At 29.8% G+C, this 23989-nt stretch carries 24 protein-coding genes, 1 tRNA gene and 1 pseudogene; 12 read left to right on the plus strand and 14 right to left on the minus strand.

The annotated features are described in order from the left end of the window. Positions 1–3 precede the first annotated feature (3 nt). Positions 4–624: a hypothetical protein gene (locus HUW60_RS02770; protein WP_190600030.1), complete on the plus strand. Its 621-nt coding sequence runs from the start codon at positions 4–6 to the stop codon at positions 622–624. A 1295-nt stretch (positions 625–1919) separates the two neighbouring features. Here HUW60_RS02770 and HUW60_RS04985 read toward each other — a convergent pair. After that, positions 1920–2060 (minus strand): annotated as a pseudogene (locus tag HUW60_RS04985) (GIY-YIG nuclease family protein); the annotation flags it as partial. Positions 2061–2180: 120 nt separating this feature from the next. Between HUW60_RS04985 and HUW60_RS02780 the strand changes: the two are divergent. The 4 genes from HUW60_RS02780 to hisD are packed head-to-tail and all read left to right on the plus strand — an operon-like array spanning position 2181 to position 6006. After that, positions 2181–2831: an MlaC/ttg2D family ABC transporter substrate-binding protein gene (locus tag HUW60_RS02780; RefSeq protein ID WP_190600031.1), complete on the plus strand. Its 651-nt coding sequence runs from the start codon at positions 2181–2183 to the stop codon at positions 2829–2831. Next, complete coding sequence (gene murA / locus HUW60_RS02785) at positions 2831–4090, plus strand: UDP-N-acetylglucosamine 1-carboxyvinyltransferase (protein WP_190600032.1); 1260 nt, start codon at positions 2831–2833, stop codon at positions 4088–4090. Before HUW60_RS02780 ends, murA begins: the two co-directional genes overlap by 1 nt. Before the next feature lie 6 nt (positions 4091–4096). After that, complete coding sequence (hisG, locus tag HUW60_RS02790) at positions 4097–4714, plus strand: ATP phosphoribosyltransferase (protein WP_190600033.1); 618 nt, start codon at positions 4097–4099, stop codon at positions 4712–4714. Then, on the plus strand, positions 4711–6006 hold the full coding sequence (gene hisD / locus HUW60_RS02795; protein WP_190600034.1) for a histidinol dehydrogenase: 1296 nt from the start codon (positions 4711–4713) through the stop codon (positions 6004–6006). The genes hisG and hisD overlap by 4 nt, the downstream gene beginning before the upstream one ends. Positions 6007–6135: 129 nt before the next feature. Here hisD and ffh read toward each other — a convergent pair whose 3' ends face one another. Beyond that, a complete protein-coding gene (gene ffh, locus HUW60_RS02800) occupies positions 6136–7515 on the minus strand; it encodes a signal recognition particle protein (RefSeq protein WP_190600035.1) in 1380 nt (459 codons plus the stop codon). A gap of 63 nt (positions 7516–7578) precedes the next feature. Here ffh and HUW60_RS02805 point away from each other — a divergent pair, with 63 nt between their 5' ends. After that, positions 7579–8358 (plus strand): cytochrome C assembly family protein, encoded by a 780-nt coding sequence (locus HUW60_RS02805; RefSeq protein ID WP_190600036.1) that lies wholly within the window; start codon positions 7579–7581, stop codon positions 8356–8358. A 504-nt stretch (positions 8359–8862) separates the two neighbouring features. Here HUW60_RS02805 and lepA read toward each other — a convergent pair. Further along, complete coding sequence (gene lepA, locus HUW60_RS02810) at positions 8863–10650, minus strand: translation elongation factor 4 (RefSeq protein WP_190600037.1); 1788 nt, start codon at positions 10648–10650, stop codon at positions 8863–8865. Between the two features lie 40 nt (positions 10651–10690). Here lepA and HUW60_RS02815 point away from each other — a divergent pair, with 40 nt between their 5' ends. The 3 genes from HUW60_RS02815 to HUW60_RS02825 are packed head-to-tail and all read left to right on the plus strand — an operon-like array spanning position 10691 to position 12179. Continuing rightward, positions 10691–11140 carry a peroxiredoxin gene (locus tag HUW60_RS02815; protein ID WP_190600038.1) on the plus strand — a complete coding sequence of 150 codons (450 nt, stop codon included), beginning with the start codon at positions 10691–10693 and terminating at the stop codon, positions 11138–11140. Next, complete coding sequence (gene ubiG / locus HUW60_RS02820) at positions 11137–11850, plus strand: bifunctional 2-polyprenyl-6-hydroxyphenol methylase/3-demethylubiquinol 3-O-methyltransferase UbiG (protein ID WP_190600039.1); 714 nt, start codon at positions 11137–11139, stop codon at positions 11848–11850. Before HUW60_RS02815 ends, ubiG begins: the two co-directional genes overlap by 4 nt. A gap of 23 nt (positions 11851–11873) precedes the next feature. After that, positions 11874–12179 (plus strand): hypothetical protein, encoded by a 306-nt coding sequence (locus tag HUW60_RS02825; protein WP_190600040.1) that lies wholly within the window; start codon positions 11874–11876, stop codon positions 12177–12179. Between the two features lie 2 nt (positions 12180–12181). Here HUW60_RS02825 and acpS read toward each other — a convergent pair whose 3' ends face one another. The 4 genes from acpS to rnc all read right to left on the minus strand — a co-directional run bounded on the left by acpS (position 12182) and on the right by rnc (position 15260). Further along, positions 12182–12559, minus strand: coding sequence for a holo-ACP synthase (gene acpS, locus HUW60_RS02830; RefSeq protein ID WP_190600041.1), 378 nt, complete (start codon positions 12557–12559; stop codon positions 12182–12184). Next, positions 12556–13281: a pyridoxine 5'-phosphate synthase gene (gene pdxJ / locus HUW60_RS02835; protein WP_190600042.1), complete on the minus strand. Its 726-nt coding sequence runs from the start codon at positions 13279–13281 to the stop codon at positions 12556–12558. Before pdxJ ends, acpS begins: the two co-directional genes overlap by 4 nt. A gap of 403 nt (positions 13282–13684) precedes the next feature. Then, entirely contained in the window at positions 13685–14599 is a 915-nt protein-coding gene (era, locus tag HUW60_RS02840; RefSeq protein ID WP_190600043.1) for a GTPase Era, read from the minus strand. Beyond that, positions 14592–15260: a ribonuclease III gene (gene rnc / locus HUW60_RS02845; RefSeq protein ID WP_190600044.1), complete on the minus strand. Its 669-nt coding sequence runs from the start codon at positions 15258–15260 to the stop codon at positions 14592–14594. Before rnc ends, era begins: the two co-directional genes overlap by 8 nt. Before the next feature lie 70 nt (positions 15261–15330). Here rnc and HUW60_RS02850 point away from each other — a divergent pair, with 70 nt between their 5' ends. Continuing rightward, complete coding sequence (locus tag HUW60_RS02850) at positions 15331–15993, plus strand: type I-MYXAN CRISPR-associated protein Cas6/Cmx6 (protein ID WP_190600045.1); 663 nt, start codon at positions 15331–15333, stop codon at positions 15991–15993. Positions 15994–16430: 437 nt separating this feature from the next. Here the strand turns inward: HUW60_RS02850 and HUW60_RS02855 are convergent, their stop codons facing one another. The 5 genes from HUW60_RS02855 to HUW60_RS02875 form a co-directional block, all read right to left on the minus strand. Continuing rightward, positions 16431–17225 (minus strand): thymidylate synthase, encoded by a 795-nt coding sequence (locus tag HUW60_RS02855; protein ID WP_190600046.1) that lies wholly within the window; start codon positions 17223–17225, stop codon positions 16431–16433. After that, positions 17222–18007: a prolipoprotein diacylglyceryl transferase gene (gene lgt, locus HUW60_RS02860; RefSeq protein WP_190600872.1), complete on the minus strand. Its 786-nt coding sequence runs from the start codon at positions 18005–18007 to the stop codon at positions 17222–17224. Before lgt ends, HUW60_RS02855 begins: the two co-directional genes overlap by 4 nt. A 15-nt stretch (positions 18008–18022) precedes the next feature. Further along, positions 18023–18099, minus strand: a tRNA-Arg gene (locus HUW60_RS02865). A gap of 20 nt (positions 18100–18119) precedes the next feature. Continuing rightward, entirely contained in the window at positions 18120–18431 is a 312-nt protein-coding gene (locus tag HUW60_RS02870) for an ArsR/SmtB family transcription factor (protein ID WP_190600047.1), read from the minus strand. A 6-nt stretch (positions 18432–18437) separates the two neighbouring features. Next, positions 18438–19019, minus strand: coding sequence for an ABC transporter substrate-binding protein (locus HUW60_RS02875; protein WP_190600048.1), 582 nt, complete (start codon positions 19017–19019; stop codon positions 18438–18440). A gap of 100 nt (positions 19020–19119) precedes the next feature. On the opposite strand from HUW60_RS02875, the gene HUW60_RS02880 reads away from it, so the two are divergent. Continuing rightward, positions 19120–20436, plus strand: coding sequence for a S41 family peptidase (locus tag HUW60_RS02880; RefSeq protein WP_190600049.1), 1317 nt, complete (start codon positions 19120–19122; stop codon positions 20434–20436). A 467-nt stretch (positions 20437–20903) separates the two neighbouring features. Here the strand turns inward: HUW60_RS02880 and lepB are convergent, their stop codons facing one another. Beyond that, a complete protein-coding gene (lepB, locus tag HUW60_RS02885) occupies positions 20904–21788 on the minus strand; it encodes a signal peptidase I (RefSeq protein ID WP_190600050.1) in 885 nt (294 codons plus the stop codon). Between the two features lie 70 nt (positions 21789–21858). Between lepB and HUW60_RS02890 the strand changes: the two genes are divergently transcribed. Next, a complete protein-coding gene (locus HUW60_RS02890; RefSeq protein WP_190600051.1) occupies positions 21859–22185 on the plus strand; it encodes a TusE/DsrC/DsvC family sulfur relay protein in 327 nt (108 codons plus the stop codon). Between the two features lie 494 nt (positions 22186–22679). Here the strand turns inward: HUW60_RS02890 and aroA are convergent, their stop codons facing one another. Beyond that, complete coding sequence (gene aroA / locus HUW60_RS05065) at positions 22680–23987, minus strand: 3-phosphoshikimate 1-carboxyvinyltransferase (protein WP_190600052.1); 1308 nt, start codon at positions 23985–23987, stop codon at positions 22680–22682. Between the last annotated feature and the right edge of the window lie 2 nt (positions 23988–23989).

Below are 23989 nucleotides of genomic sequence, written 5' to 3' on the forward strand. Positions count from 1 at the left end.
TAAATGACACCATTAATTGTCGACTTGGACCATACATTAATTAATACAGATTTATTGTATGAGTCTTCAATTGGTACATTAAAAAAAAATCCACTACTTATTTTTATTTATCCTTTTTGGTTTTTTCGTGGAAAGGGCTATTTAAAAGAACAATTGGCTAAACGATTTTCTATTGATATTAAAGTTTTAACTTACAATCAAGACGTAATTAATTATATCAAAAAACGTAAAAAACAAGGGGATAAAATCATCCTTGCTACTGCCTCACATAGATTATATGCTTCTGCAGTTAATAATCATCTTAAAACTGAAAAAACTCAGATAAAAAACAAACAGAAAAATTTTGATCTTTTTATCCATAACCATCAACAAACAACCGTTAATAAGATTAATTTATTTGATGATATTATGGCAAGTAACAAAAACTTTAATCTGTCTTCACACAATAAAGCAAAACGATTAATTGAGCGATTTGGCAATAAAGGCTTTGACTATATAGGTGATCATATGCGTGATTTACCAGTTTGGGAAGCGTCCAATCTGTCAATTTTAGTCAATGTACCAAATAAAATTATTAATAAAACCAAACATCTTAATACATTAGTATTATCAAAAAAGAATTAAGAGATAAAGCATACTGAATATTTTTATTACGACAGCCAAAAAAGATAGAGTATTAACTAATAGAAATAAATTATATAGTTAGCTTTAGTATTCTTTATTTTTAATAAAAGCTCAAATTATTTGAAATAATTATTATATCGTCAAATCCCTTCAATTAAATATGATAGAATACCAAAGAGTAAATATGTAATGCTAATTACACTAAGTGTAAGAGTAATTACTCTAGCTATTTGTAAATTCTTACCTAAAATCCAATTGTTAATCCACCACACAATATAGCTAATAACAAAAGCAATCACAAGTATCCTAATAAACATATTAATCTTTTAGTTTTTCAACTATTTTAGTCGCTAATATTAAATTAATACAACTAACTTTTTGAATCGATGCTTTCTTTACTTCTTGTAAACCAGAAAAATAATTAAGTAGAACTATTCTACGTAACTTTCCTACTACTATAATAAATTATAATATTAAAGTTGTATATCTTAAAAACAAGTTTTTAGATAATTATTCATTACAAAACGGTATGATGTATCACGCTATAATCATCACTAGTAGCAATATTTTTAATATCTAATTGAAGATATTAGCTAACTTTTTTGAACTTCTTTTAAAAATACCATACATAAATCAACATTTATTTCACCCATTATTTTACTAAAATCAATATATTCAATATAGTTAAAAACACTTGTTTAATTCTAAAATAACTTGTAAGTGTATAAGTATTGATTTTTTTAAATCTTTATTTAGTATGTAAATACTATGCGTATTTAAACCTGAGGAAATTATATGTTTATCATTTCAATTTATGACTAATTAATATTTGTTTGTGGTGTTTTTATCTAAATAATATAAAGGCAAAAAAGCAAATAAAATTTGTTTAATATTTAGATTATTTCAGTTTTTTGGTAAAGCATAATACCTATACAATTTGTTTACCATAATATCCTCAATATCACTTACTCTTCATTGTTAATCAATACTAACCACATCTAAGTTACTACTGAAACTTGAGATATGTTGCTCTTGAATGACGTATAAATCAATTAATTAGTAGTTTAATCACGCCGCTAATTCAAACTCTAAATTTTGAAAAGCGAGTTGCATTTTTTTGACACCTTTTATAGAGTTTTATTGTCTTCGACAGATAAAAATAAAGACATCATTGGTATATCTGATTGATAGTGTTTCATATGGCTAATTTTTACCACATAAGGTGAACTACATAGCCATATTTGATATTCTAAACAAGGTCTAAACAAGATTCAATAAGTTCTATTAGAATATTCTATAATTTTAAAAATTTTAATATTTACCACTAGAACTCTAGTTTTATTCTGTTTATGTGTTCTAACAAAATAGCTTGACACTCTATTTTTTAAGTTTTTAGCTTTACCTACATAGATTATTTAACCCTGTTTATCAAATATTTGATAAACGTCAGAGTTTTGTAGTTAGGTTATTTAATCTTTTCTTTAATTGACATCTATACAAAGACATTTACAAAGGTAAAATTAAAATTAGGTTAATTTTTATTAAAATTTGTATTTGTGATTAAAACATTACTCATTGTATTGTCTATTTTGCCTATAAATTCTACTTTAGCGATAGACAAAGTTCTAAATACAACTCATCAAGCAATCGTAGATATGATTGACCCGCCTAGTTCAGCCGCACTTAATATTATGGTTAGTGCTCTAACTTCTTTAAAAGAATTAAAAAAACAAAAAAGAGCTACTAAAAAAAATATTGAAGCTTTAACTAGATTAAAAATTTTACCTAATATTGCTATAAATGTATCCACTAAAATTGCATTAAACAAATATTGGGATAACTTAAATATCCAACAAAAACAGTTTTTTAAATACTATATTTCAGAATCTTTAATCCAAGATTATGTAGGAATCTTATCCAGTTATGACAAACTTAATAGCGTCCACATTTCAGTAGATCCTAATGTTAAACGTAAAAATGATAAAGCTATTGTAAGGTTAATTATTAATATTAACAACGATCCTAAACCTAGTATCATTTCTCTAAAAATGATACGATTTAATACTTGGCGTGTATATGATATCGTATTTTCTGGCATAAGTATTGTTAAAAATTATCGCGAACAATTTAATTCATATATTAAACGTAAGAGTATTGACGACTTAATTAGAAAATCTAAACAGAAGCTTAAAAAAATAGCTAAATAATGTACAAACTTATTATTCATGGCGGTATCTCGTTAAATGGTAGTGTTATAACTGCAGGATCAAAAAATTCATCTCTACCCATTTTATTTGCCTCAATATTAGCTAATGGTCCTATCACTTTAACTAATACACCTCATTTAAGTGATGTTTCAACCACGCTTAGATTGTTAATGGATATGGGTGCAGAATTTATACTAGAATCAGACAATTCTTTATTTATAGATGGTTCTAAATTAACAAACTTAGTCGCTCAATACAATTTGGTTAAAACTATGCGTGCTTCAATTTTAGCACTAGGACCAATGCTTACTAAATATGGAAAGGCAAAAATATCTCTGCCTGGTGGCTGTGCAATTGGCTCACGTCCTGTTAATTTACACTTAGAAGCATTAGAAAATTTAGGAGCAACAATTAAAGTCAAAAATGGCTATATTTATGCCACAGCGAAAGAACTTATTGGTACTAAGATTAATTTTAAACAAATTTCAGTAACTGCTACTGAAAATATCATTATGGCAGCAACTTTAGCAACAGGTATAACTACAATCCATAATGCTGCACAAGAACCTGAAATTGTAGATTTAGTTAATTGTTTAATCAAGATGGGGGCTATTATTTCCGGTGCTGGTACTTCAATTGTTATTATTCAAGGAGTTGATGAATTATCAGGCGTAACTTATTCTGTTTGTCCTGATCGAATTGAAGCAGGTACTTATCTTGTTGCTACAGCCATCACAGGTGGTAAAATTACGATTAAAAATGTGCATTATCAATCAATGCATGCCATTCTCGAAAAACTACTTGAAACTGGTGCAGACATTAAAATCAATGAAAATTCAATTATCCTTGATATGAAGGGAAGGCGCCCCAGATCTGTTAATATCAGAACTAGTACTTATCCAAATTTTCCCACAGATATGCAGGCACAATTTACAGCGCTTAACGCTATTGCTGATGGGCGTAGTACTATTACTGAAACCATCTTTGAAAATAGATTTATGCACATTCCTGAATTATCACGTATGGGTGCAAACCTTGTTTTAAAAGGTAACACCGTTGTTTGCAAAGGGGTAAAATATCTTAAAGGAATGCCTTTAATAGCAACTGACTTAAGGGCTTCAGCATCTTTAGTGTTAGCGGGGTTAGTAGCGACAGGTACCACAACGATTGAACGTGTTTATCATCTAGATCGTGGTTATGAAACAATCGAAGAAAAATTAAAACTATTAGGTGCTCAAATTGAGCGTGTACAGGATTAAAAATTTATGCTAACTATCACATTATCCAAAGGTAGAATTTTAAAACAAACATTACCTTTACTTGAACAAGCAGGTTTAATTATTGCTAAAAAAGAGTTAAACTCACGTAAATTAATTCTTGATACCAATCTCGCTGACGTTAAAGTTATTATTGTTCGTTCAACTGATGTACCTGTATTTGTACAGCATGGTGCTACTGATATGGGCATTGCTGGTAAAGATGTTTTACTTGAGCATGGTGCTAATAACCTATTCGAAGTGCTAGATCTAGGTATTGCCAAATGTAAACTAATGGTAGCTGCTGAGTCAAAAAATAGGCTTAAGCAAAATACACTTAAAGTAGCAACTAAATATGTCAATTCAACCAAACGTTATTTTCAAAATAAAGGTCAATCTTGTGAAATCATAAAACTTTACGGTGCAATGGAATTAGCGCCGAAAGTCGGTCTAGCTCATTGTATTGTTGATTTAGTTGATACTGGAAATACCTTAAAAGCCAATGGTCTTATTCCATTTGAGTATATTGAAAGGATTAGCTCTCGTTTAGTGGTAAATGTCGCCTCATTTAGAACCAAAAATGCACAAATTAAGTCTTGGATTCAAAATATTGAGAACAGTTTATGATCTCTAAATTGGTATCTACACAATTTAACTTTCAAAAAAAGCTCTCATCATTACTTGAATGGGAAAATGTTTCTAACCTTAATGTTACTAAAATAGTTAGCGATATTATTACTAATATTCGCAGTAATGGTGATAATGCTTTAATTGATTACACGAATAAATTTGATAATGTTAACGCCTCTAATATGAAAGATTTAACTATTGAATTACCTAGACTCAAACAAGCGTTTGACACACTCAATAAAGAACAAAAATCTGCACTAAGCACAGCGGCAAACCGCATACGTCTTTACCATGAAAAACAAAAACAAAGCACTTGGTCATATACAGAAGATGATGGTACAATACTAGGACAAAAAATTACATCACTAGATTGTGTTGGTTTATACGTTCCTGGCGGGAAGGCTGTCTACCCTTCCTCTGTGTTAATGAATGCTATCCCAGCCAAAGTTGCTGGCGTAAAAAAGCTAATTATGGTTGTACCAACACCCAACGCAATAAGTAATTCATTGATATTAGCAGCAGCACATATCTCAGATATTACTCAGGTATTTACAATAGGAGGCGCGCAAGCAATCGCAGCGCTTGCTTATGGTACACAAACGATACCTAAGGTAGATAAGATTGTAGGGCCTGGTAACATTTATGTCGCAACGGCTAAACGCGCAGTATTTGGTCAAGTCGGTATTGATATGATTGCCGGTCCTAGTGAGATCCTCATTATTTGTGATGGGAAAACCGATCCAGACTGGATTGCAATGGATTTATTTTCTCAAGCAGAGCATGATGAAAACACACAATCAATTTTATTATCTCCTGACTCTAACTTTATTAATCAAGTTGAGTTAAGTATTAAAAAACTATTGCCTTCTATGAGTAGAAAAAATATTATTAAAACTGCACTTAAAAACCGTGGTGCACTCATTCATACTAAAGATATGAGTGAGGCAATCTCTTTATCTAACCAAATTGCACCTGAACATCTAGAATTATCTGTTGAATACCCTAAAGCTATATTAGATAATATTAAACACGCAGGCGCAATTTTTATGGGTCGCCATACTTGTGAATCCTTAGGAGATTATTGTGCAGGACCAAATCATGTACTACCTACTTCAGGTACAGCACGTTTTTCATCCCCTTTAGGGGTGTATGATTTTCAAAAAAAATCAAGTTTGATTATGGTTTCTAACCAAGGTGCAAATACATTGGGAGAAATAGCTGTCACACTAGCTAATGGCGAAGGACTACAAGCTCATGCTCAATCAGCACGCTATCGTATAACAAAATAGTTAAAGAAAACAAATAATATATATTTTTATTTGTTAAAAATCACTGGATTGCTAAATCAAAAAAAATATATTCCTTCAAATGTGTTGTTGTTACACTATTTTGATAACTAAAAAGGGAACTTATTACTACTAATATTTAGATTTTTTTATTTTAGAAAAATCAGGTATGCCATCTCTATCTACCATTTTAGCCATCATTTTTTGCATCTTTCCACCGCCCACCTTTTTCATTTGTTTTTGCATTTTTTCAAACTGTTTAATTAGTTTGTTGACTGCTTGAATATTCGTACCAGAACCATTAGCAATACGTGTCTTACGTGAACCTTTAATTAAACTAATATAACTACGCTCTTTAGGTGTCATAGAATTAATGATAGCAACCATTTTCTTGATTTCGGTCCCAGTCACTATTTGATTTTTAACATTTTGGGGAATTTTACCTAAACCTGGAAGTTTATCCATAATGGCCTCTATACCACCCATTTTTTCCGTTTGCAAAAGTTGATAACGCATATCAGATAAATCAAATTGACCTTTGGTCATTTTCTGGAAAGACTTTTGCACCTTTTTATGATTAACTTTAAGTGAAATCTCTTCTACTAACGACAACACATCCCCCATACCAAGTAAACGAGAAACTACGCGCTCTGGATGGAATAGCTCTAGTGCATCAATTTTTTCACCAACACCTAAAAATTTTATTGGTTTACCAATAATATGACGTACAGATAATGCCGCCCCTCCCCTAGCATCTCCATCAGTTTTAGTAAGAATCACACCTGTCAATGGTAATGCATCAGAAAACACTTTAGCAGCATGTACAGCGTCCTGACCCATCATAGAATCGACTACAAATAAAGTTTCAATTGGATCTACTTTTCTCTGCAAAATTTTAATTTCATTCATCATTTGTTCATCTATATGCAAACGACCTGCAGTATCAATTAATAAAACATCAAAAAACTGTTTTTGTGCATATTTTTTAGCATTAGCCACAATATCCGAAGGTTTATCATTAATTGTTGATGTGAAAAAATCTACCTCGATTTGTTTAGATAATACTTCTAACTGCTCAATAGCAGCAGGACGATAAACATCAGCGCTAACTACTAATACTTTTTTGTTTTCACGTTGTTTTAAATAAAATGCAATCTTAGCGACTGAAGTAGTTTTACCCGCACCTTGTAATCCTGCTACCATGATAATGGCTGGTGGCTGAGTTTTTAAATCAAGCGATTCTACTTTACCTCCAATAATCTTAGTTAATTCAGTTTCAACTAACTTAATAAATGTTTGTGATGGTGTTAGTCCTTGTCCAACCTTTACTCCTAATGCCTTAATTTGAACTTTGTCTAAAAATACCTTGATTACTTCAAGTGCAACATCTGCCTCAAGCAGTGCATGACGTACCTTACGAATCGCCTCTTTAACATTAGATTCAGATAGTTTATTCTTTCCTTGTAAAACTCTAAAACTATTTTGTAGAAGATCGGTTAAATTATCAAACATTTTTTAAATAAATATAACTAAAGTATCGTATTATAGTACTTTATATTAATTCAAAAGTTAATTATGCTTTTATCTTGCTTGGCAATAGCTTTGTATTTCGCTGCAACCTTTTTACTAATACGTTATTTTGTAATAAATGAACCACAACATCAACAAACTATTTTCTTATTGGTCAGTTTTGCCATAATTGTACAAGCGCTCACCTTTAGCCATTTTTGGAGTGATAAAGGCATTATTTTTGGATTAGCAAATAGCGCCTCATTTGTTACTTGGTTAATTTCTGTTTTATTATTTTTATCTTCCTTGTCTAAGCCTATACACGTATTAGGAATATTGATTTATCCATTAGCAGCATTCACGTTAGCCTTTAGCATCACCTTTCCAGATACAATAAACAAAGTTATCCCGATAAATATTGCTTTACACGTATTATTATCAATAACTGCTTATGCTTTATTAGCTCTAGCAGTATGCCAATCTGTATTGTTAAATATCCAAGAAAAGCATTTACATGCAAGAAAAATTAATAATTTTATTAATAAACTTCCAGCACTACAAACTATTGAAGCACTACTATTTCAAATCCTTAGAATTGGCTTTTATTTATTAACCTTGTCACTCCTTTCTGGTTTTATTTTTATACAAGATATATTTTCTCAACACTTAATACATAAAACTACTCTTTCAATTATTGCATGGATTATTTTTGCCATACTCGTTTTTGGCAGAAAAGTTTTCGGTTGGCGTGGAAAACAAGCCATTACTAGCACACAATTTGGTTTTGGTATTTTAGTTATTGCTTATTTTGGTTCCAAATTTGTTTTAGAAAGACTTTTGACCTAGAGTAGGTTACTGTAACTAACAAATTTAAGTTCAATAGAAATAAATAATAAATTAAACTTGATATAATTTTCAAAAAAGATCGATATAAAAATTTTTTGAGACAGTAGTATTTTTTTATTCTTACTATAATTTTTATTGCTTTTTAGAAAATTAAATTACCTTGACAATAGATTTTAAATCAAAGCATTGATAACTTTCTAAGTTTTTTAAATTGAATTTAAAAAAACTAATATAAATAAAAAACTAACATAAAACATTATATTTTAACAACTAGTTTATTACATGACGATTTAACTCTACTAACTTTTAATTTTATAATTCTTGTGTAGCCTCCATAGTTTCTATGTTTGAGCTATTTAGCGAATAATTTTAATGGAATTAAACTAGAATTAACATTTGCTATGACAATTAGCTTAATAGCTTGAAGAGAATTAAGATAATTTATTATATCATTATCAATTCTTACAAAATGAGTAAAGTTATTATTATAATACATATTTGTTATCAATTAATATGTAAAATAGCTAAGAATACTTCCTTAGGAATATCCACCCTACCAACACTACGCATACGTTTTTTACCTTTATTTTGCTTATCAAGTAACTTTTTCTTGCGTGAAACATCACCACCATAACATTTAGCAGTTACATTCTTTCTAAGTGCTTTCACGTTTGAACGTGCAATAATTTTAGAGCCAATACAAGCTTGAATAGTAACATCAAACATTTGTCTTGGAATAAGCTCTTTCATTCTTTCAACCAACTCTTTTCCTTTACGCACAGAATCGTATCGATGCATAATAAGTGCTAACGCATCTACTGGTTTTTGATTGATCATAACATCCAAACAAATCAAATCAGATTCTTGATAACGTTCAAATTGATAATCCATGGAAGCAAAACCTCTTGATACTGATTTTAATCTGTCAAAAAAATCAAGAACCACTTCATTTAATGGTAATTCGTAGATAAGAGATACTTGCCTACTCATATAGATGATATTTTTTTGTATGCCACGCTTTTCAATACACAAATTCATTACCGCCCCCACATATTGACTAATCACTAAAATTTTTGCTGTAATAATCGGCTCTCTAAATTTAGAAATACTTTGATTAGTTGGCATTTTTGATAGGCTATCTACTTTATGGACAATGCCCTTAGTATCAAGAATTTCATAAATAACAGTCGGTGCAGTGATAATTAAATCAAGATCGTACTCACGCTCTAGACGCTCTTGAACAATATCCATATGTAATAAGCCTAAAAATCCGATACGAAAGCCAAAACCTAATACATCTGAACTTTCAGGTTCGTATTGTAAAGCCGCATCATTTAGACGAAGTTTTGCCAAAGCATCACGAAATTTCTCATAATCTTTACCAGAAATTGGAAAAATACCTGCAAATACACAAGGTTGCACTGGTCTAAACCCATCTAAAGACTCTGATATAGGATTTTTAGCACTAGTAATCGTATCTCCTACTGGAGCACCATCAATATTTTTAATATTAGCAATTAAAAATCCAACTTCTCCTGCTTTTAAACTATCTATTTTTTTACGTTTTGGAGTAAACACTCCCACTTCATCAACAATGTATTCCCTTCCATTTGAGAAAATTTTTATTTTAGTTTTAGTTCTAATCTCACCATCAATCATACGAATTAAAGATACTACGCCTAAATAACTATCAAACCAGGAATCAATAATCAAAGCCTTAATTGGTGCGTTAATATTACCTTTTGGAGTGGGAATTCTTTCTACAATTTGTTCTAAAATATCTTCAATACCAATACCTAATTTAGCACTAGCATGAACCACATCATGTACTTCAACACCGATAACATCTTCAATTTCATCCATTACACGTTTAGGATCTGCTGCTGGAAGGTCAATCTTATTAAGTACAGACACAACTTGTAAACCTTGTTCTAATGCAGTATAACAATTTGCAACTGTTTGGGCTTCCACTCCTTGTGATGCATCAACAATCAATAAAGCTCCTTCACAAGCAGAAAGTGAACGAGATACTTCATAAGAAAAATCCACATGACCAGGCGTGTCAATAAAATTTAATTGATAAGTTTCGCCATTTTTAGCATGGTAATCAAGCGTAACACTTTGCGATTTAATAGTAATACCTCGTTCTTTTTCAATATCCATAGAATCTAACACTTGAGATGACATTTCTCGATCACTCAAACCACCACAAAACTTAATAAAACAGTCAGCAATGGTTGATTTTCCATGGTCAATATGAGCAATAATTGAAAAATTACGAATGTTTTTCATATGATAAAATAGATCTTTTTAAGTATATTATTATACAGTCATGAATAAAGTTCAACCAATTACCTGTACCGCTACAAGCAATTTAAAAATAAGTATTCCTGATGCTAAAGGACGTAATATTGTATTGTATTTTTATCCTAAAGACTCTACTCCAGGATGTACTACTGAAGGGCAAAATTTTAGAGATAAACATCAAGCATTTTTAGATGCTAATACAATAATTTACGGTGTATCAAAAGATGATTTAACTAAACATGAAAAATTTAAAGCCAAACAAAATTTTCCTTTTGAGTTAATCGATGATATTAGTGGCAATTTATGCGAATTATTTAACGTTTGGCAACTTAAAAAGTTTATAGGTCGTAAATATATGGGTATCGTTCGATCTACTTTCTTAATTGATGCTAATGGTAATATCCTTAAACATTGGGATAAAGTTAAAGTTAATGGTCATGTCGAAGAAGTTTTAATTTTTACCCAGACATTATGAGCAACATAGATTTTAAAGAAGTTAATAAATTCGCTACTCTCGCATCACATTGGTGGGATAAAAACTCTAAATTTAAAACCCTACATGATATTAATCCACTCAGACTAAATTACATCAAACAACAATATAATTATCCACTCAAGGATAAACAAATCCTTGATATTGGCTGTGGAGGTGGTATATTAACAGAATCTTTTGCTTTAGAGGGAGCAGTTGTAACAGGCATTGATATGGCAGAAGAAAGCTTAGAAGTTGCCAAATTGCATTTACTTGAATCAGGTTTAGAAGTAGATTATCAAAAAAATTATGTAGAAAAATTTGCTAGACAAAACACTAAAAAATTTGATATTATTACCTGCTTAGAAATGCTAGAACATGTACCAGATCCAGGTTCAATTATTAAAGCTTGTGGTGAATTAGTTAAACCTGGCGGACAAGTATTCTTTTCGACCATTAACCGCAATGCTAAATCCTATTTATTTGCAATTATCGGTGCAGAATATATCCTAAAACTCTTACCTCAAGGTACACATGACTGGAATAGATTTATTCAACCTAGCGAGATAGACAAATGGGCAAGAGCATCGTCCCTATCTCTTAAAGGAATGACTGGTATAGTCTACAACCTCCTTACAAAAACATACAAACTTAAAGACGATGTGAGTGTAAATTATTTATCTTATTATCAAAAATCGATAAATAAACCATAAAAACTTATATAGGTAGCTAAAAAATGAAAATAATACTCACTCTTCTATTTCTTACTAGCAATTTTAGTGCATTATCCCTATCACCTAACGAAATGCTAGTAATTGTTGGCGCAGTTAAATACTACAATGAAAACTGTTCAGGATTGAATTCAGCAGGATTTCAACGAATGAACAAAGGATTAAAACGCTTTAAAATGAACAAAATCCCTATTCCTATACTGGAACAACAGCTACTAGCGATATCTAGTTATCAAACAGCAGAAAAATTTGGTTGCATTGAAACTAAGAATGAAGCCTATAAAGCGGGTTTTGGTCAATATATAAATTAATTCTATGTTTCTAAAATTACAAATGCCATAGCGTTAAATTTTTCATCTGATAAACTAAGATGTGCCTTTTTAATATTTTTATCCACCAAATACAAACACAACTTTTCACTGAAAATAAAATAGGGATTACCTTGTTTATTATTGCGAATAGTCAAATCTTGAAAACTGACAATCTTACCAATACCTATACCCAAAGCTTTTGCAAAAGCCTCTTTAGCGGAAAAACGCTTAGCACAATAAGTACTACTATCGCCTTTTTTAACAAACAAAACTTGTTCATATTCAGATAGTACACGTTTAACAAAACCTTCTTTATTTTTACTTAATATACGTTCAACACGTTCAATATTGACAATATCAACCCCCACACCATAAATCATTGTCTTGCATCAATCATTAAATTTTTCATCTCTTGGATTGCAGTTCCAAGACCCACAAATACTGCTCTGGAAATAATTGAGTGGCCAATATTAAGTTCGACAATTTCAGGTAATTTAGCAATATTAGTTGTATTTCCTAAGGTTAATCCATGTCCTGCATTTACTTGTAACCCAATAGAACGTGCATAGGTTGCCATAATTTTAATTCTTTCAAGTTCCATTAATTGCGCCTCATTAGTTGCATTAGCATAATGACCAGTATGGAGTTCAACTACAGCTGCACCACACTGTTTAGCTGCATCAATTTGATCTTTTTGTGCATCAATAAATAAAGAAACAATAATATTTGACATTTTAAGTTGAATACAAATATCACGTATTTTAGAAATTTGAGATGTTACGTTTAGTCCGCCTTCAGTAGTCAATTCCTCGCGTTTTTCTGGCACCAAGCAACAATCTTGAGGTTTAATTTTACTAGCAATGGCAATCATTTCATCCGTTGCTGCTATTTCCAAGTTCATTTTTGTAGTTAACTTATCACGCAAAATTTCAACATCGGCATCTTGGATATGACGTCTATCCTCTCGTAAATGTAAAGTAATACTATCTGCACCTGATTTTTCACATAATAAAGCCCCCTCTACCAGAGAGGGATAGTTCGTTCCTCTAACTTGCCTAATGGTAGCAATATGATCAATGTTAATACCTAAATAAATACCCATTGTTTGTTATGGTTTAATAAAAAATAAAGACCTACTTTTAAGGATTTATCACCTAAAAGTGAATGTAATAGTTGTTCATTGAAACCATGATAAATTTTTTTTGCAAGTGGTAAATCAATTACTCAATATTTTACCAAAAAAATTAGGTATAAATCCTACTTTAAGTTAATATTAATCATAATTATTTAAATTAATTCTGTTACAGTTTAATATCAATTAACTAATGTATTATCACTTTTAACTCACTATTTTCTACAAATAGAATACTTAAATATTAAAACATTTGAATATGGATTTTTAACCCTATTAGCCCATCTGTCAACTAAGTGAAAAATTTACCAAAATTACAGACAAAAATCAAGTAGTAATTATAAATCAGAAAAACAGCAGTGCTAATTCAACTTTAATCATACCCTAATGAAACTAGTGCACGTTTATCATCAGACCATCCTTGTTTAACTTTAACCCTAAGTTTGAGGAATACTTTTCTATCTAAAAACCCCTCAATACTTTTTCGTGCTTCAGTACCAATTAATTTTAGCATTGCACCTTTATTACCAATAACAATATTTTTTTGTGAAGCTTTATCAACAAAAATATGGGAAGCAATTAGTTGTAAATTTCTATCTTGTTCAAACTGTTCAATTTCAACGGTTAAATCATAAGGTAACTCGTCTTTTAAATAGCGCATAAGTTTTTCTCGAATAAATTCAGCAACAATAAATTTTTCACTTCTGTCGGTTATATAATCAGCATCAAAAAAAAGAGTTTGTTTTGGTAAATATTGCAAAACTAATTCACGTAATACACAAATATCATTTTTTTTAAATGCTGATAATGGAAATAAATCTGTTGGTTGATATTTTTGAAAAATTTTATTCAAAAATGGTAACATCTCTTGCTTGGATTTAAGTTTGTCAATTTTGTTAATACATAAAATAACTGGCACATCTATCTGGGTAATATGTTCTAAAACTCTCAAGTCCTCTTTGGTCCATTTACCTACTTCTATTAACCATAAAATAACATCAACATCCATTATAGCTAAACTGGCCACTCTATTCATATAAGAATTAATAGCTTTATAGTTCCCCATATGAATACCTGGTGTATCGACAAATACCATTTGATAATCATCAGTTGTATCAATAGCATGAATTCGGTGTCGTGTGGTTTGTGGACGGTGTGAAGTGATAGATAATTTACGTCCAATTAATTCATTAATAAGTGTAGATTTACCAACATTAGGTCTCCCAACAACTCCAATAAAACCTGACTTAAAGTTTAATTTAGCATTTTTTTTGTTTATTTTAATCATGATTTTTTAATTTATTTAATAAAATTTGTGCACAAAATTGTTCTGCTTTTTTAATACTTGTAGCAGATTGCTTAACTTGTAGGCTTCGGTCTTCTAAAAAACAATTTACCATAAATATTGCATTATGATCTTTTCCTGTTGTATCAATTAGTTCGTATTTTGGTAAAATATTACCACGCTTTTGTAGATATTCTTGTAATTGTGTCTTTGAGTCTTTTAACGAATCATATGGACTAATATTATCTAGTAATACTTTAAAAAGACTTAAGATAACCATATTAGTAGTTTCAAAATTTGAATCCAATAACACTGCACCAAATATTGCTTCCACAGTATCTGCTTGAATAGATTCACGCCTATAACCACCACTTTTTAACTCGCCATAACCTAAAATCAAATTCTTTGATAATTCTAATGAAATACCTAATTGCACCAAGGTTTTACCTCTAATTAAGTGTGACCTTAATCGGGAAAGCTTTCCTTCGTCAACACAAGGAAAACGCTGATAAAGTTCTTTTGAGATTGCTACGCCTAAAATACTATCACCTAAAAATTCTAAACGTTCATTATTGTTTCTTCCCCTAGAACGGTGAGTTAATGCAAGTTTTAATAAAGATAAGTCTTTAAATTGATAATTAATTTTTTTTTGTAATTTTTTCATTACTTTGTATTAGGTTTTATAAACAAGTAATGTGTTTATAATACATTCTGATTATAACTTAAGATTTTTTATGTTTTGGCAAGAAGAAGCTAAAAAAGAATATTTTACGCTGCCTGAAACCATACAAGATGTAGTGTTTAATATCTTCTCTAATATTTTACCTATTGATCATAGTTTTTTACTAGAACAAGCGCTACTTAAATACTTACCATGGCTTAATGAGGTAGATGCTGGTATCTTTAATATTAGTGTAGCTGATGGTAATGGCTGGGTACAGAATCATAAAAATGGATTCTATTACCCTTCCAAACGCTCAAAACTAATTATTAGATTGCCAAAAGATAAACTTAATGAAACAAAACAGATACTTGGTAAAACACTATATTTAGATAAATATAAAATAAAAATTATCAAATTTTTAAAACCTAGATTACTCAGTGATATGCCTATACTATTCGCAAAAAAAATTGTCTGTAATGAAACAATGAGTGAAAATGATTTCTTACAAGATTCTTTTGAACAATTAAAAATACTTGATATTTCTGTTAAGAAAATGATAGCTGGTCTTAAAAGTCACATTAAAACTGATACTCAGATTATTCATACCCGTTCTCTAATGCTGGCTGATCTAAAAAAATATGAATCAATAACACTACAAAAAAAAGGCCTTGGTAATTATCGATTATTAGGCTGTGGCTTGTTTATTCCCCACAAAGATATCACAAGTATCTAACTTTTACTAAAAGTATTTTAGTACTGATAATTAAACCTTTAAAAGCAAAATAATTTTCTAGACTTCAAAATGGTTAATAAAGTGCCTATTTGGTTTAAAGTTTATTTTATAAATTCTTTGAAGATTGAAGATTTAAAAAGGAAGATAAAGAATAATAATTATGTAATAATTTACTTTCATAAAAATGGTTATTATTATTGTGATAAATTAATTAAAAATAACTTTCGTTATATAACTTTTAGCTACTAAACTATAAAAAATTTAACGTCATTAGAAATAAATATGTGAAATAAAATAGATTTAACTGATTAGCAATACAGATAACTGATTAGCAATACAGAAGAAGAATTCTCTACTCTAATAAAAGTATCATTCATCATCCCTTTTATATTCTAAATTTAGAATATAAAGTATTACAATATATATTTATGAATGATTTAGATTGCAACTGGTGCTTTAATAGGTGCATCAAATATATAATTTATAAACTCAAAGTCCTCAAAACTATAATCAAAAATACTCTCAGGTTTATACTTAATTTTAAGTTTTGCTAGTGCTTTTGGAGTACGAGATAATTGTATTTCTACTTGTTTATAATGATTGGAATAAATATGGCAATCACCACCACTCCAGATAAAATCACCTACTTCTAGATCACACTGCTGCGCCATCATATGAGTTAACAATGAATATGAAGCAATATTGAATGGTACACCAAGAAAAATATCTGCACTTCTTTGGTACAACTGACAAGATAGCTTTCCATCAGCTATATAAAACTGAAAAAATACATGGCAAGGCGGTAATGCCATATTTTCTAACTCACCAACATTCCAAGCTGAAACAATAATTCTACGAGAATTTGGTGCATTTTTAATTTGCTCTACCGCTTTCGAAATCTGGTCAATACTTTTGTCTTTAGTATTTTTCCAATGACGCCACTGTGTACCATAAACTGGGCCTAAATCTCCATTTTCATCTGCCCATTCATTCCAAATTCTAACTCCATTATCTTGTAAATATTTAATGTTAGTATCGCCATTAAGAAACCACAATAACTCGTATATAACTGAAGGCAAGTGTACGTATTTAGTTGTAACAAGTGGAAAGCCATTGGATAAATCAAAACGCATTTGATATCCAAATATACTAGTTGTTCCTGTATTAGTTCTATCGGTCTTATATACTCCAATATTTTTAACTAGCTTTAGAAAATCTAAGTACTGTTTCACATTATTTCCTTTTTAGTATATGCTTTTCGCAATAGAGAAATACCAACTACTATCATTGGTAAACTTAATAATTGTCCCATGGTAAACCAACCAAAAGCCAAATAACCTAACTGCACATCTGGCAAGCGAATAAACTCAATTATAAATCTAAATAAACCATAAAAAATCAAAAATAATGCTGAAATTGACATCGACGGGCGTAATTTATTACTAAATACCCAAAGAATAACAAATAAAATTAATCCTTCTAAAAACGCTTCAACCAATTGTGATGGATATCGACTTACACTTTCTTGTTCAATATACATACCAAATTGGCTGGTAGTTATTTGACCCCATAGTTCACTATTAATAAAATTACCTATTCTACCAAAGCCTAATCCTAAAGGCACAAGTGGTGCTACAAAATCCATTGTAGTAAAAAAAGTTTTATTATATTTTCTATTAAATAAAACCATTGCCAACAACACACCCAAAAAACCACCGTGAAATGACATTCCGCCATCTTGAATGGCGAAAATTAACATAGGATCCGATAAAAAATTTAAAAAATTATAAAACAGCATATATCCCAAACGACCGCCGCTAACCACACCAATTGCACCATAAAAAATTAAATCTTCAATTTGTTGAGTATTCCAATTGTTAAGTTGCTTTTGCTTAACACGATAATTAGCCAATAAATAGGCCACTAAAAAAGCTATTAAATACATCACTCCATACCAATAGATTTGTATAAAACCCAAATCTATTGCAATTGGATTAATAATTGGATAGGTCATATTTAGTATCCATAATGGTACGCTCGAGGTGATTCGAACACCCGACATTTAGCTTCGGAGGCTAATACTCTATCCATCTGAGCTACGAGCGTATAGATAAAAATTGTTAAAATTAAACCCCTTCAGAACAGAAGACTGCTTGTATATTAGACACTAATTTTAGGACCTTTGTATCTTTAACTTTGCATAAAATTCTATTACCATCACGCCGAGATTCGACAATATTTTTAGTTCTAAGAATATCAATATGTTGTGAAATGTTAGACTGTGAAGAACCAACTTTGTTTACAATCTCCAATACAGGTAATTCATCATTCTTCAATGCACATAAAATCTTTAAACGTAATGGATGTGCCATTGCTTTTAAAGCTCTTGTTGCTTTTTCAATATCTTCTTCTTTTTCTAATAATGCTATTTCACCCATAATTAATTAAAGTCTACCCAACATACCATAAATACCATATCGTCTAACTTTGATTAGTATCATCTTTTGATAAAAGTTGATTAAGCTATCGTTATTAAACACAATATCAAAGATTTGCCATTGTTTATCTTTATTTTGATGAAATAGTAAGTCAAGATAAATACCTCCATACGAAGTATGTCTTTTAACTTTAAGTCGTACTGCAATTGCATCACTCATCACTGGTCTAGCAGATATAAATTGAAACAAAGTAGAATTAACTTGGGATAATCTAGCTAATAAAGTTGTCATCATGTTATCTTTTAGCCTATTAACAAAAAACTTAGTTTCTTCTTCACCTAAGCGATTATTAGTCACCAGAAAAGCTTCATTAGCAATGTGGTTAAAATCAAACAGTGGTGCAACCTCTTTTTCGACAAAAAAATTAAGCATTTTTGGCGAATATGCCATTGATATTAACTGATTAAGTTTTATAATTGCCGTTTGTATCGCCTGAACTGGACTACTATCTTGTACTACTTTTTCTGCAGAGGCTCCTAATGAAATAAACATCATAAAAGCTAACAAAATTATATTTAATCTTCTCATTTTTTCTCCATTTTTTAAAAACAAAACCAAGTAAAATTAAAAAAATAGTATTGGTTTCACAGTATTATATTTAAACTTTTTATAAGTAAACGATTATATTATGACTTTCTTAAACTTTCTTAAATATTCACTATTTTTAACACTTTTTTATACAACTTTGGGTATTTATACACCAGCATTAGCTAAAAATGATACTGAAAAACAAAAAATAGAAGATTTTTTCAAAGACTTAGAAATATTCACAACTGTTTTTAGTAATATTAAGAAACTATATGTTGATGATGTTGATAATAAAAAACTATTTAACTATGCTATTAAAGGTATGGTGAGCGGGTTAGATCCACATTCAGCCTACCTCGAACTCAAAGAGCAAAAGAGCTTACTTGAAAGTGCTTCAGGTAAATTTGGAGGCCTTGGTATTATTATTGGTATGAAAGATGAAGCTATTCAAGTTATCTCTCCTATTGATGATACACCTGCCTTTAAAGCTGGTATTCAAGCGGGTGATTTAATTGTGAAAATTAACAATAAAGTAGTACGGGGTATGACTTTAGAAGATAGTGTTGAATTGATGCGTGGCAAAGCAGGTACCAATATTCAAATTACCATTGTGCGTAAAAATAAAAAGCCATTTGTTGTTGATATTATTAGAGAAATAATTACTATTATTTCGGTTAAAGGATATTTATTGGAAAAGAATATTGGATACATACGTATCTCTAGATTCCAAAACCCAACAGCACAATTACTCAAACAGATTTTTAATGACTTAGTTAAAGAAAATAACACCCAACTCAGTTCATTAATTATTGATTTAAGAAATAATCCTGGTGGTGTTCTTAATAGTGCAGTTGATGTGTCAAATTTATTTCTTGATAAAAAAGGTATAGTAGTTTATACCAAAGGTAGAATTCCAATTTCAAACCTTAAATTTAAAATTAAATCAGGTGATATTATGCAAGGATTACCTATCGTTGTACTAATTAATGAAGGTTCGGCCTCTGCATCAGAAATTGTTGCAGGTGCATTACAAGACCATAAAAGAGCTATTATTATGGGCACTACTTCGTTTGGAAAAGGCTCAGTTCAAACAATTCTTGAATCTCAAGAAGGTTACGGACTTAAACTTACAACTGCCAGATATTACACCCCAAATGGGCGTTCTATTCAAGCCAAAGGTATTGTTCCTGATATTGAACTAAAAAATATTAATCTTCAAAATGAAGTAGAAAAATCAATAATGGAAACTAAAGAAAAAGACCTTGATGGTCATTTAGAAGTTGAGAATTATTCTAAAGAAATATTAAGTACCCAAAAACAAAACAAAACAATCATTAAGAAATTAGAAAAAGATTATTTTATACACGAAGCTAAGAATTTATTAAAAGCTTTAACAATTATAAATAACCAAAAATAAAAATTACATTTCCTATTGCAAACTAAAAAAATTAATGATGAGTAAAATCATCATAGCTATTAAATTCAATATGACACTAATTACTCTAAATATGAATACCATGTATTATTTTAATATTTTTTACACAAGGTGTAATGTTTAAACAATTATAGTTATAAATGTAAAATTAGTAGAATAGAAAAGTTTTAAATAAGATGTAATTTACTATGCAAAATTGATGATTTATTATATATACTTAAACTAGTGAAGATTAAGAAACACGTTAATTAATATAACTAAAAATTAAAAACTAGTTTGTGAATTGAATGGATTAGCTAGAAAACCACTTCTACAAAAACAGTCTAGACTCTGAAAAAACATTACAACAACACTATTAAACAAAACAAATCATGTATTTTAAAATAATACAAGCTTTAAGTAAAAAAATCTCAAAAACTGAAATTAAATAATATTATCAATCAGATTAATTAATCAAAACTACCGATTCTATCAAGTTTTAAAGATTTATCCCAATGCATCCAAATAGCAAATGCTTTGCCAATAATATACGATTCTGGTACAAAACCCCAAAAACGGGAATCACTACTACGAGCACGATTATCACCCATCACAAAATAATGTTCTTCTGGTACAGTTAGTTTTATACCTTTAGAAGAATGTTTTGGATCTAGCAAAATATTATGAGGATTATTATTTAATAATTCACGCTTATTCTTAAATCCTGTCATGGCTGAACCAGACTCAATACCTTGATATATGCCAATATTTTCACTACTAATTTTTACACCATTAACATACAAATTATCTAAATAATAAACTATCTTATCGCCAGGAACGCCAATAACGCGCTTAATAAAATCAGCACCCTTGTATCTTAAATTATTTTCATAATTAGGGTATCTAAATACAACAACATCACCCCTTTCAGGCTTTGAAAATTCAATGACTTTTTTATTTAATATTGGAATACTCACACCATAATTAAACTTCGACACCAAAATAAAGTCACCTGTTAATAAGGTTGGCATCATTGAATTGGAAGGAATTCTAAAAGGTTCAATAACAAAACCTCGAAGTACAAATACCAATAATAATACTGGAAAAAATTCAGCTGACCACTGAACTATTTTAGGACGATTTAAATATTTTTCAGATTTTTTAAAACGTAAAAACAAGAAAAAATAAATAAATCCCCCTAAAGTTAGTCTATTCCTTTTACTTGTAATTGATGTTGTTGTATGATTAAAAAATAATTGATCAATAATCACGATAATAAAAGCTAACACCAAAAACAAAACCAAAAATGAAGAAACATCCCATGCAAAAAAAGAATCAGCGTTTTCAATTGTCATAATAAAAATAAGAGAATTAACAAAAAGTATTATTATATAATGATTACATTTTTAATTGTATGGAGAAGAAATGACATTAGCTGATTTAGAAAGAGATAATAATGGTTATCTAAAAGATCTTAACGAATGGAATGAGGATATTGCAGTAGAATTTTCAAAAGAAGAAGGAATTACCTTAACAGATGATAGCTTCAAATTAATTAATTTTTTACGCAATGAGTATATCAACAACAACGCTAACCAACCTAATGAACGTAATATGGTTAAAGGTTTAAAAGATGATTGGAATGGTAAGTTAAGCACTAAAGAATTATATATATTATTTCCAAAAGGTCCCGCTAAGCAAGCAGGAAAAATTGCAGGACTACCTGAAACTAAACGAAAAGGTGGTTATTAATCCATCTTCTATCAAAAATAAAAAATCTGATATTGGTTAATGATTTTTTCATTTGATTTGTTAATTAGTAACAGTACCAAAAACTAGACCCATACAAAACCTATTAATAATATTTTTGGTAATAATTAAGTTAATCTACTATGATTTTAAAATTTATATCTGATTAACATTTTGTTAAGTATCTTATCAAACTTTTCAAAAAATTGAAAGACTATATTTAAATCAATTTAAATATAAACCCGTCTTATAAATTAAAAACAACTGTATCCCACAATCAATACTTAAAATTTTATTAATCAAAATCTATAATATTTTACTTATTTTTAAAATGATAACTATTTCAGTTGAAAATCCATATTCATTAATTAAATATGAATAATTGATAAAATCAAGATAACATAGCTTGAAATCAATCATAATATAGCTGAATAATAAAAATAAAAGAAGAAGTTATCTAAATTATTTCCAAAGTTGTTGTATTAAAATGTCACACTTTATGCACTAACTAAATTAATATTCATTCCTATTTGATTTGCAAGTTCAACAAAATTTGGGAATGAGGTTTGAACATTATCTACATCTTCAATTTCAATAGCATAATGACATCTTAAAGAAGCAACAGCAAATGACATAGAGATACGGTGATCATGATGAGATTTAATCGTAGAACTAGGTTTTGAAAAAACCCCACCTTGGATCTTAATACCATCTTCAAATATTTCATTTTCAATACCAAGAATATTTAAACCATCTGCCATCACTTGAATACGATCAGATTCTTTAACTCTTAATTCTTTAGCATTAGTTAGTATAGTTTCACCCTTAGCGCAGCTAGCTGCAATAAAAATAACAGGAAATTCATCAATAGCTAATGACACTAAATACTTAGGGATACGAATACCTTTTAATTGTGCTGATTGAATACGAATATTGGCTAATAATTCTCCACCAATTACACATTTATTTGATAAACTTAGATTAGCGCCCATTAACTTTAAAATATCAATAATACCTGTTCGTGTTGGGTTAACATTAACACCAATCAGAGTTATATCTGATTGCGGTGCAATTGATGCTGCTACTATAAAAAATGCAGCTGAAGATATATCACTTGGCACTTGTATTTTAGTTGCATTTAACCGAGCACCGCCTATCAAGCATATTTTGTTTTTATTAGTATCTATTCTATAGCCTAATCCTTTTAACATGCGTTCAGTGTGATCTCGTGTAAGGATAGACTCTTTAATACAAGTTTCGCCTTGTGCATACAAACCTGCTAACAATATACAAGATTTCACTTGTGCTGAAGCTACTGGCAATTCATAATGAATACCTTGTAATTTTTGTCCGCCTTTAATTTTAAGTGGTAATTTTCCATCATTACTTTCAATTAAAGCACCCATTTGAATTAAAGGATTAATAACCCTATCCATTGGCCTCTTTGAAAGCGACTCATCACCATATAATTCACTATCAAATGTTTGCGCTGCTAATATACCAGATATTAAACGAATAGATGTGCCAGAGTTTCCAAAATTAAGTGGCACTAAAGATTTTTTAAGTCCATTAAGACCAACACCATAAATAATAACACTGTCACCATTACGTTCAATCTTAACCCCCATATTTTGGAAACCTTGTAACGTTGATAATACATCTTTTCCCTCTAAAAGACCACTAATTTTAGTAACGCCATTGGCCAATGATCCAAGCATAATGCTTCTATGGGAAATAGACTTATCACCAGGAACTTTTAAATTACCATACATAGAATTAGATGGCTTTGCAATAAATTTACTCATAT

Source organism: Candidatus Vesicomyosocius sp. SY067_SCS001, assembly GCF_014706615.1.
Lineage (GTDB): Bacteria > Pseudomonadota > Gammaproteobacteria > PS1 > Pseudothioglobaceae > Ruthia.

Coding starts and splice junctions, on each gene's coding strand:
- HUW60_RS02770 (WP_190600030.1), top strand. CDS start 4: ATGACACCATTAATTGTCGACTTGGACCATACATTAATTAATACAGAT.
- murA (WP_190600032.1), top strand. CDS start 2,831: ATGTACAAACTTATTATTCATGGCGGTATCTCGTTAAATGGTAGTGTT.
- hisG (WP_190600033.1), top strand. CDS start 4,097: ATGCTAACTATCACATTATCCAAAGGTAGAATTTTAAAACAAACATTA.
- hisD (WP_190600034.1), top strand. CDS start 4,711: ATGATCTCTAAATTGGTATCTACACAATTTAACTTTCAAAAAAAGCTC.
- ffh (WP_190600035.1), bottom strand. CDS start 7,515: ATGTTTGATAATTTAACCGATCTTCTACAAAATAGTTTTAGAGTTTTA.
- HUW60_RS02805 (WP_190600036.1), top strand. CDS start 7,579: ATGCTTTTATCTTGCTTGGCAATAGCTTTGTATTTCGCTGCAACCTTT.
- lepA (WP_190600037.1), bottom strand. CDS start 10,650: ATGAAAAACATTCGTAATTTTTCAATTATTGCTCATATTGACCATGGA.
- HUW60_RS02815 (WP_190600038.1), top strand. CDS start 10,691: ATGAATAAAGTTCAACCAATTACCTGTACCGCTACAAGCAATTTAAAA.
- ubiG (WP_190600039.1), top strand. CDS start 11,137: ATGAGCAACATAGATTTTAAAGAAGTTAATAAATTCGCTACTCTCGCA.
- HUW60_RS02825 (WP_190600040.1), top strand. CDS start 11,874: ATGAAAATAATACTCACTCTTCTATTTCTTACTAGCAATTTTAGTGCA.
- acpS (WP_190600041.1), bottom strand. CDS start 12,559: ATGATTTATGGTGTGGGGGTTGATATTGTCAATATTGAACGTGTTGAA.
- pdxJ (WP_190600042.1), bottom strand. CDS start 13,281: ATGGGTATTTATTTAGGTATTAACATTGATCATATTGCTACCATTAGG.
- era (WP_190600043.1), bottom strand. CDS start 14,599: ATGATTAAAATAAACAAAAAAAATGCTAAATTAAACTTTAAGTCAGGT.
- rnc (WP_190600044.1), bottom strand. CDS start 15,260: ATGAAAAAATTACAAAAAAAAATTAATTATCAATTTAAAGACTTATCT.
- HUW60_RS02850 (WP_190600045.1), top strand. CDS start 15,331: ATGTTTTGGCAAGAAGAAGCTAAAAAAGAATATTTTACGCTGCCTGAA.
- lgt (WP_190600872.1), bottom strand. CDS start 18,007: ATGACCTATCCAATTATTAATCCAATTGCAATAGATTTGGGTTTTATA.
- HUW60_RS02870 (WP_190600047.1), bottom strand. CDS start 18,431: ATGGGTGAAATAGCATTATTAGAAAAAGAAGAAGATATTGAAAAAGCA.
- HUW60_RS02875 (WP_190600048.1), bottom strand. CDS start 19,019: ATGAGAAGATTAAATATAATTTTGTTAGCTTTTATGATGTTTATTTCA.
- HUW60_RS02880 (WP_190600049.1), top strand. CDS start 19,120: ATGACTTTCTTAAACTTTCTTAAATATTCACTATTTTTAACACTTTTT.
- lepB (WP_190600050.1), bottom strand. CDS start 21,788: ATGACAATTGAAAACGCTGATTCTTTTTTTGCATGGGATGTTTCTTCA.
- HUW60_RS02890 (WP_190600051.1), top strand. CDS start 21,859: ATGACATTAGCTGATTTAGAAAGAGATAATAATGGTTATCTAAAAGAT.
- aroA (WP_190600052.1), bottom strand. CDS start 23,987: ATGAGTAAATTTATTGCAAAGCCATCTAATTCTATGTATGGTAATTTA.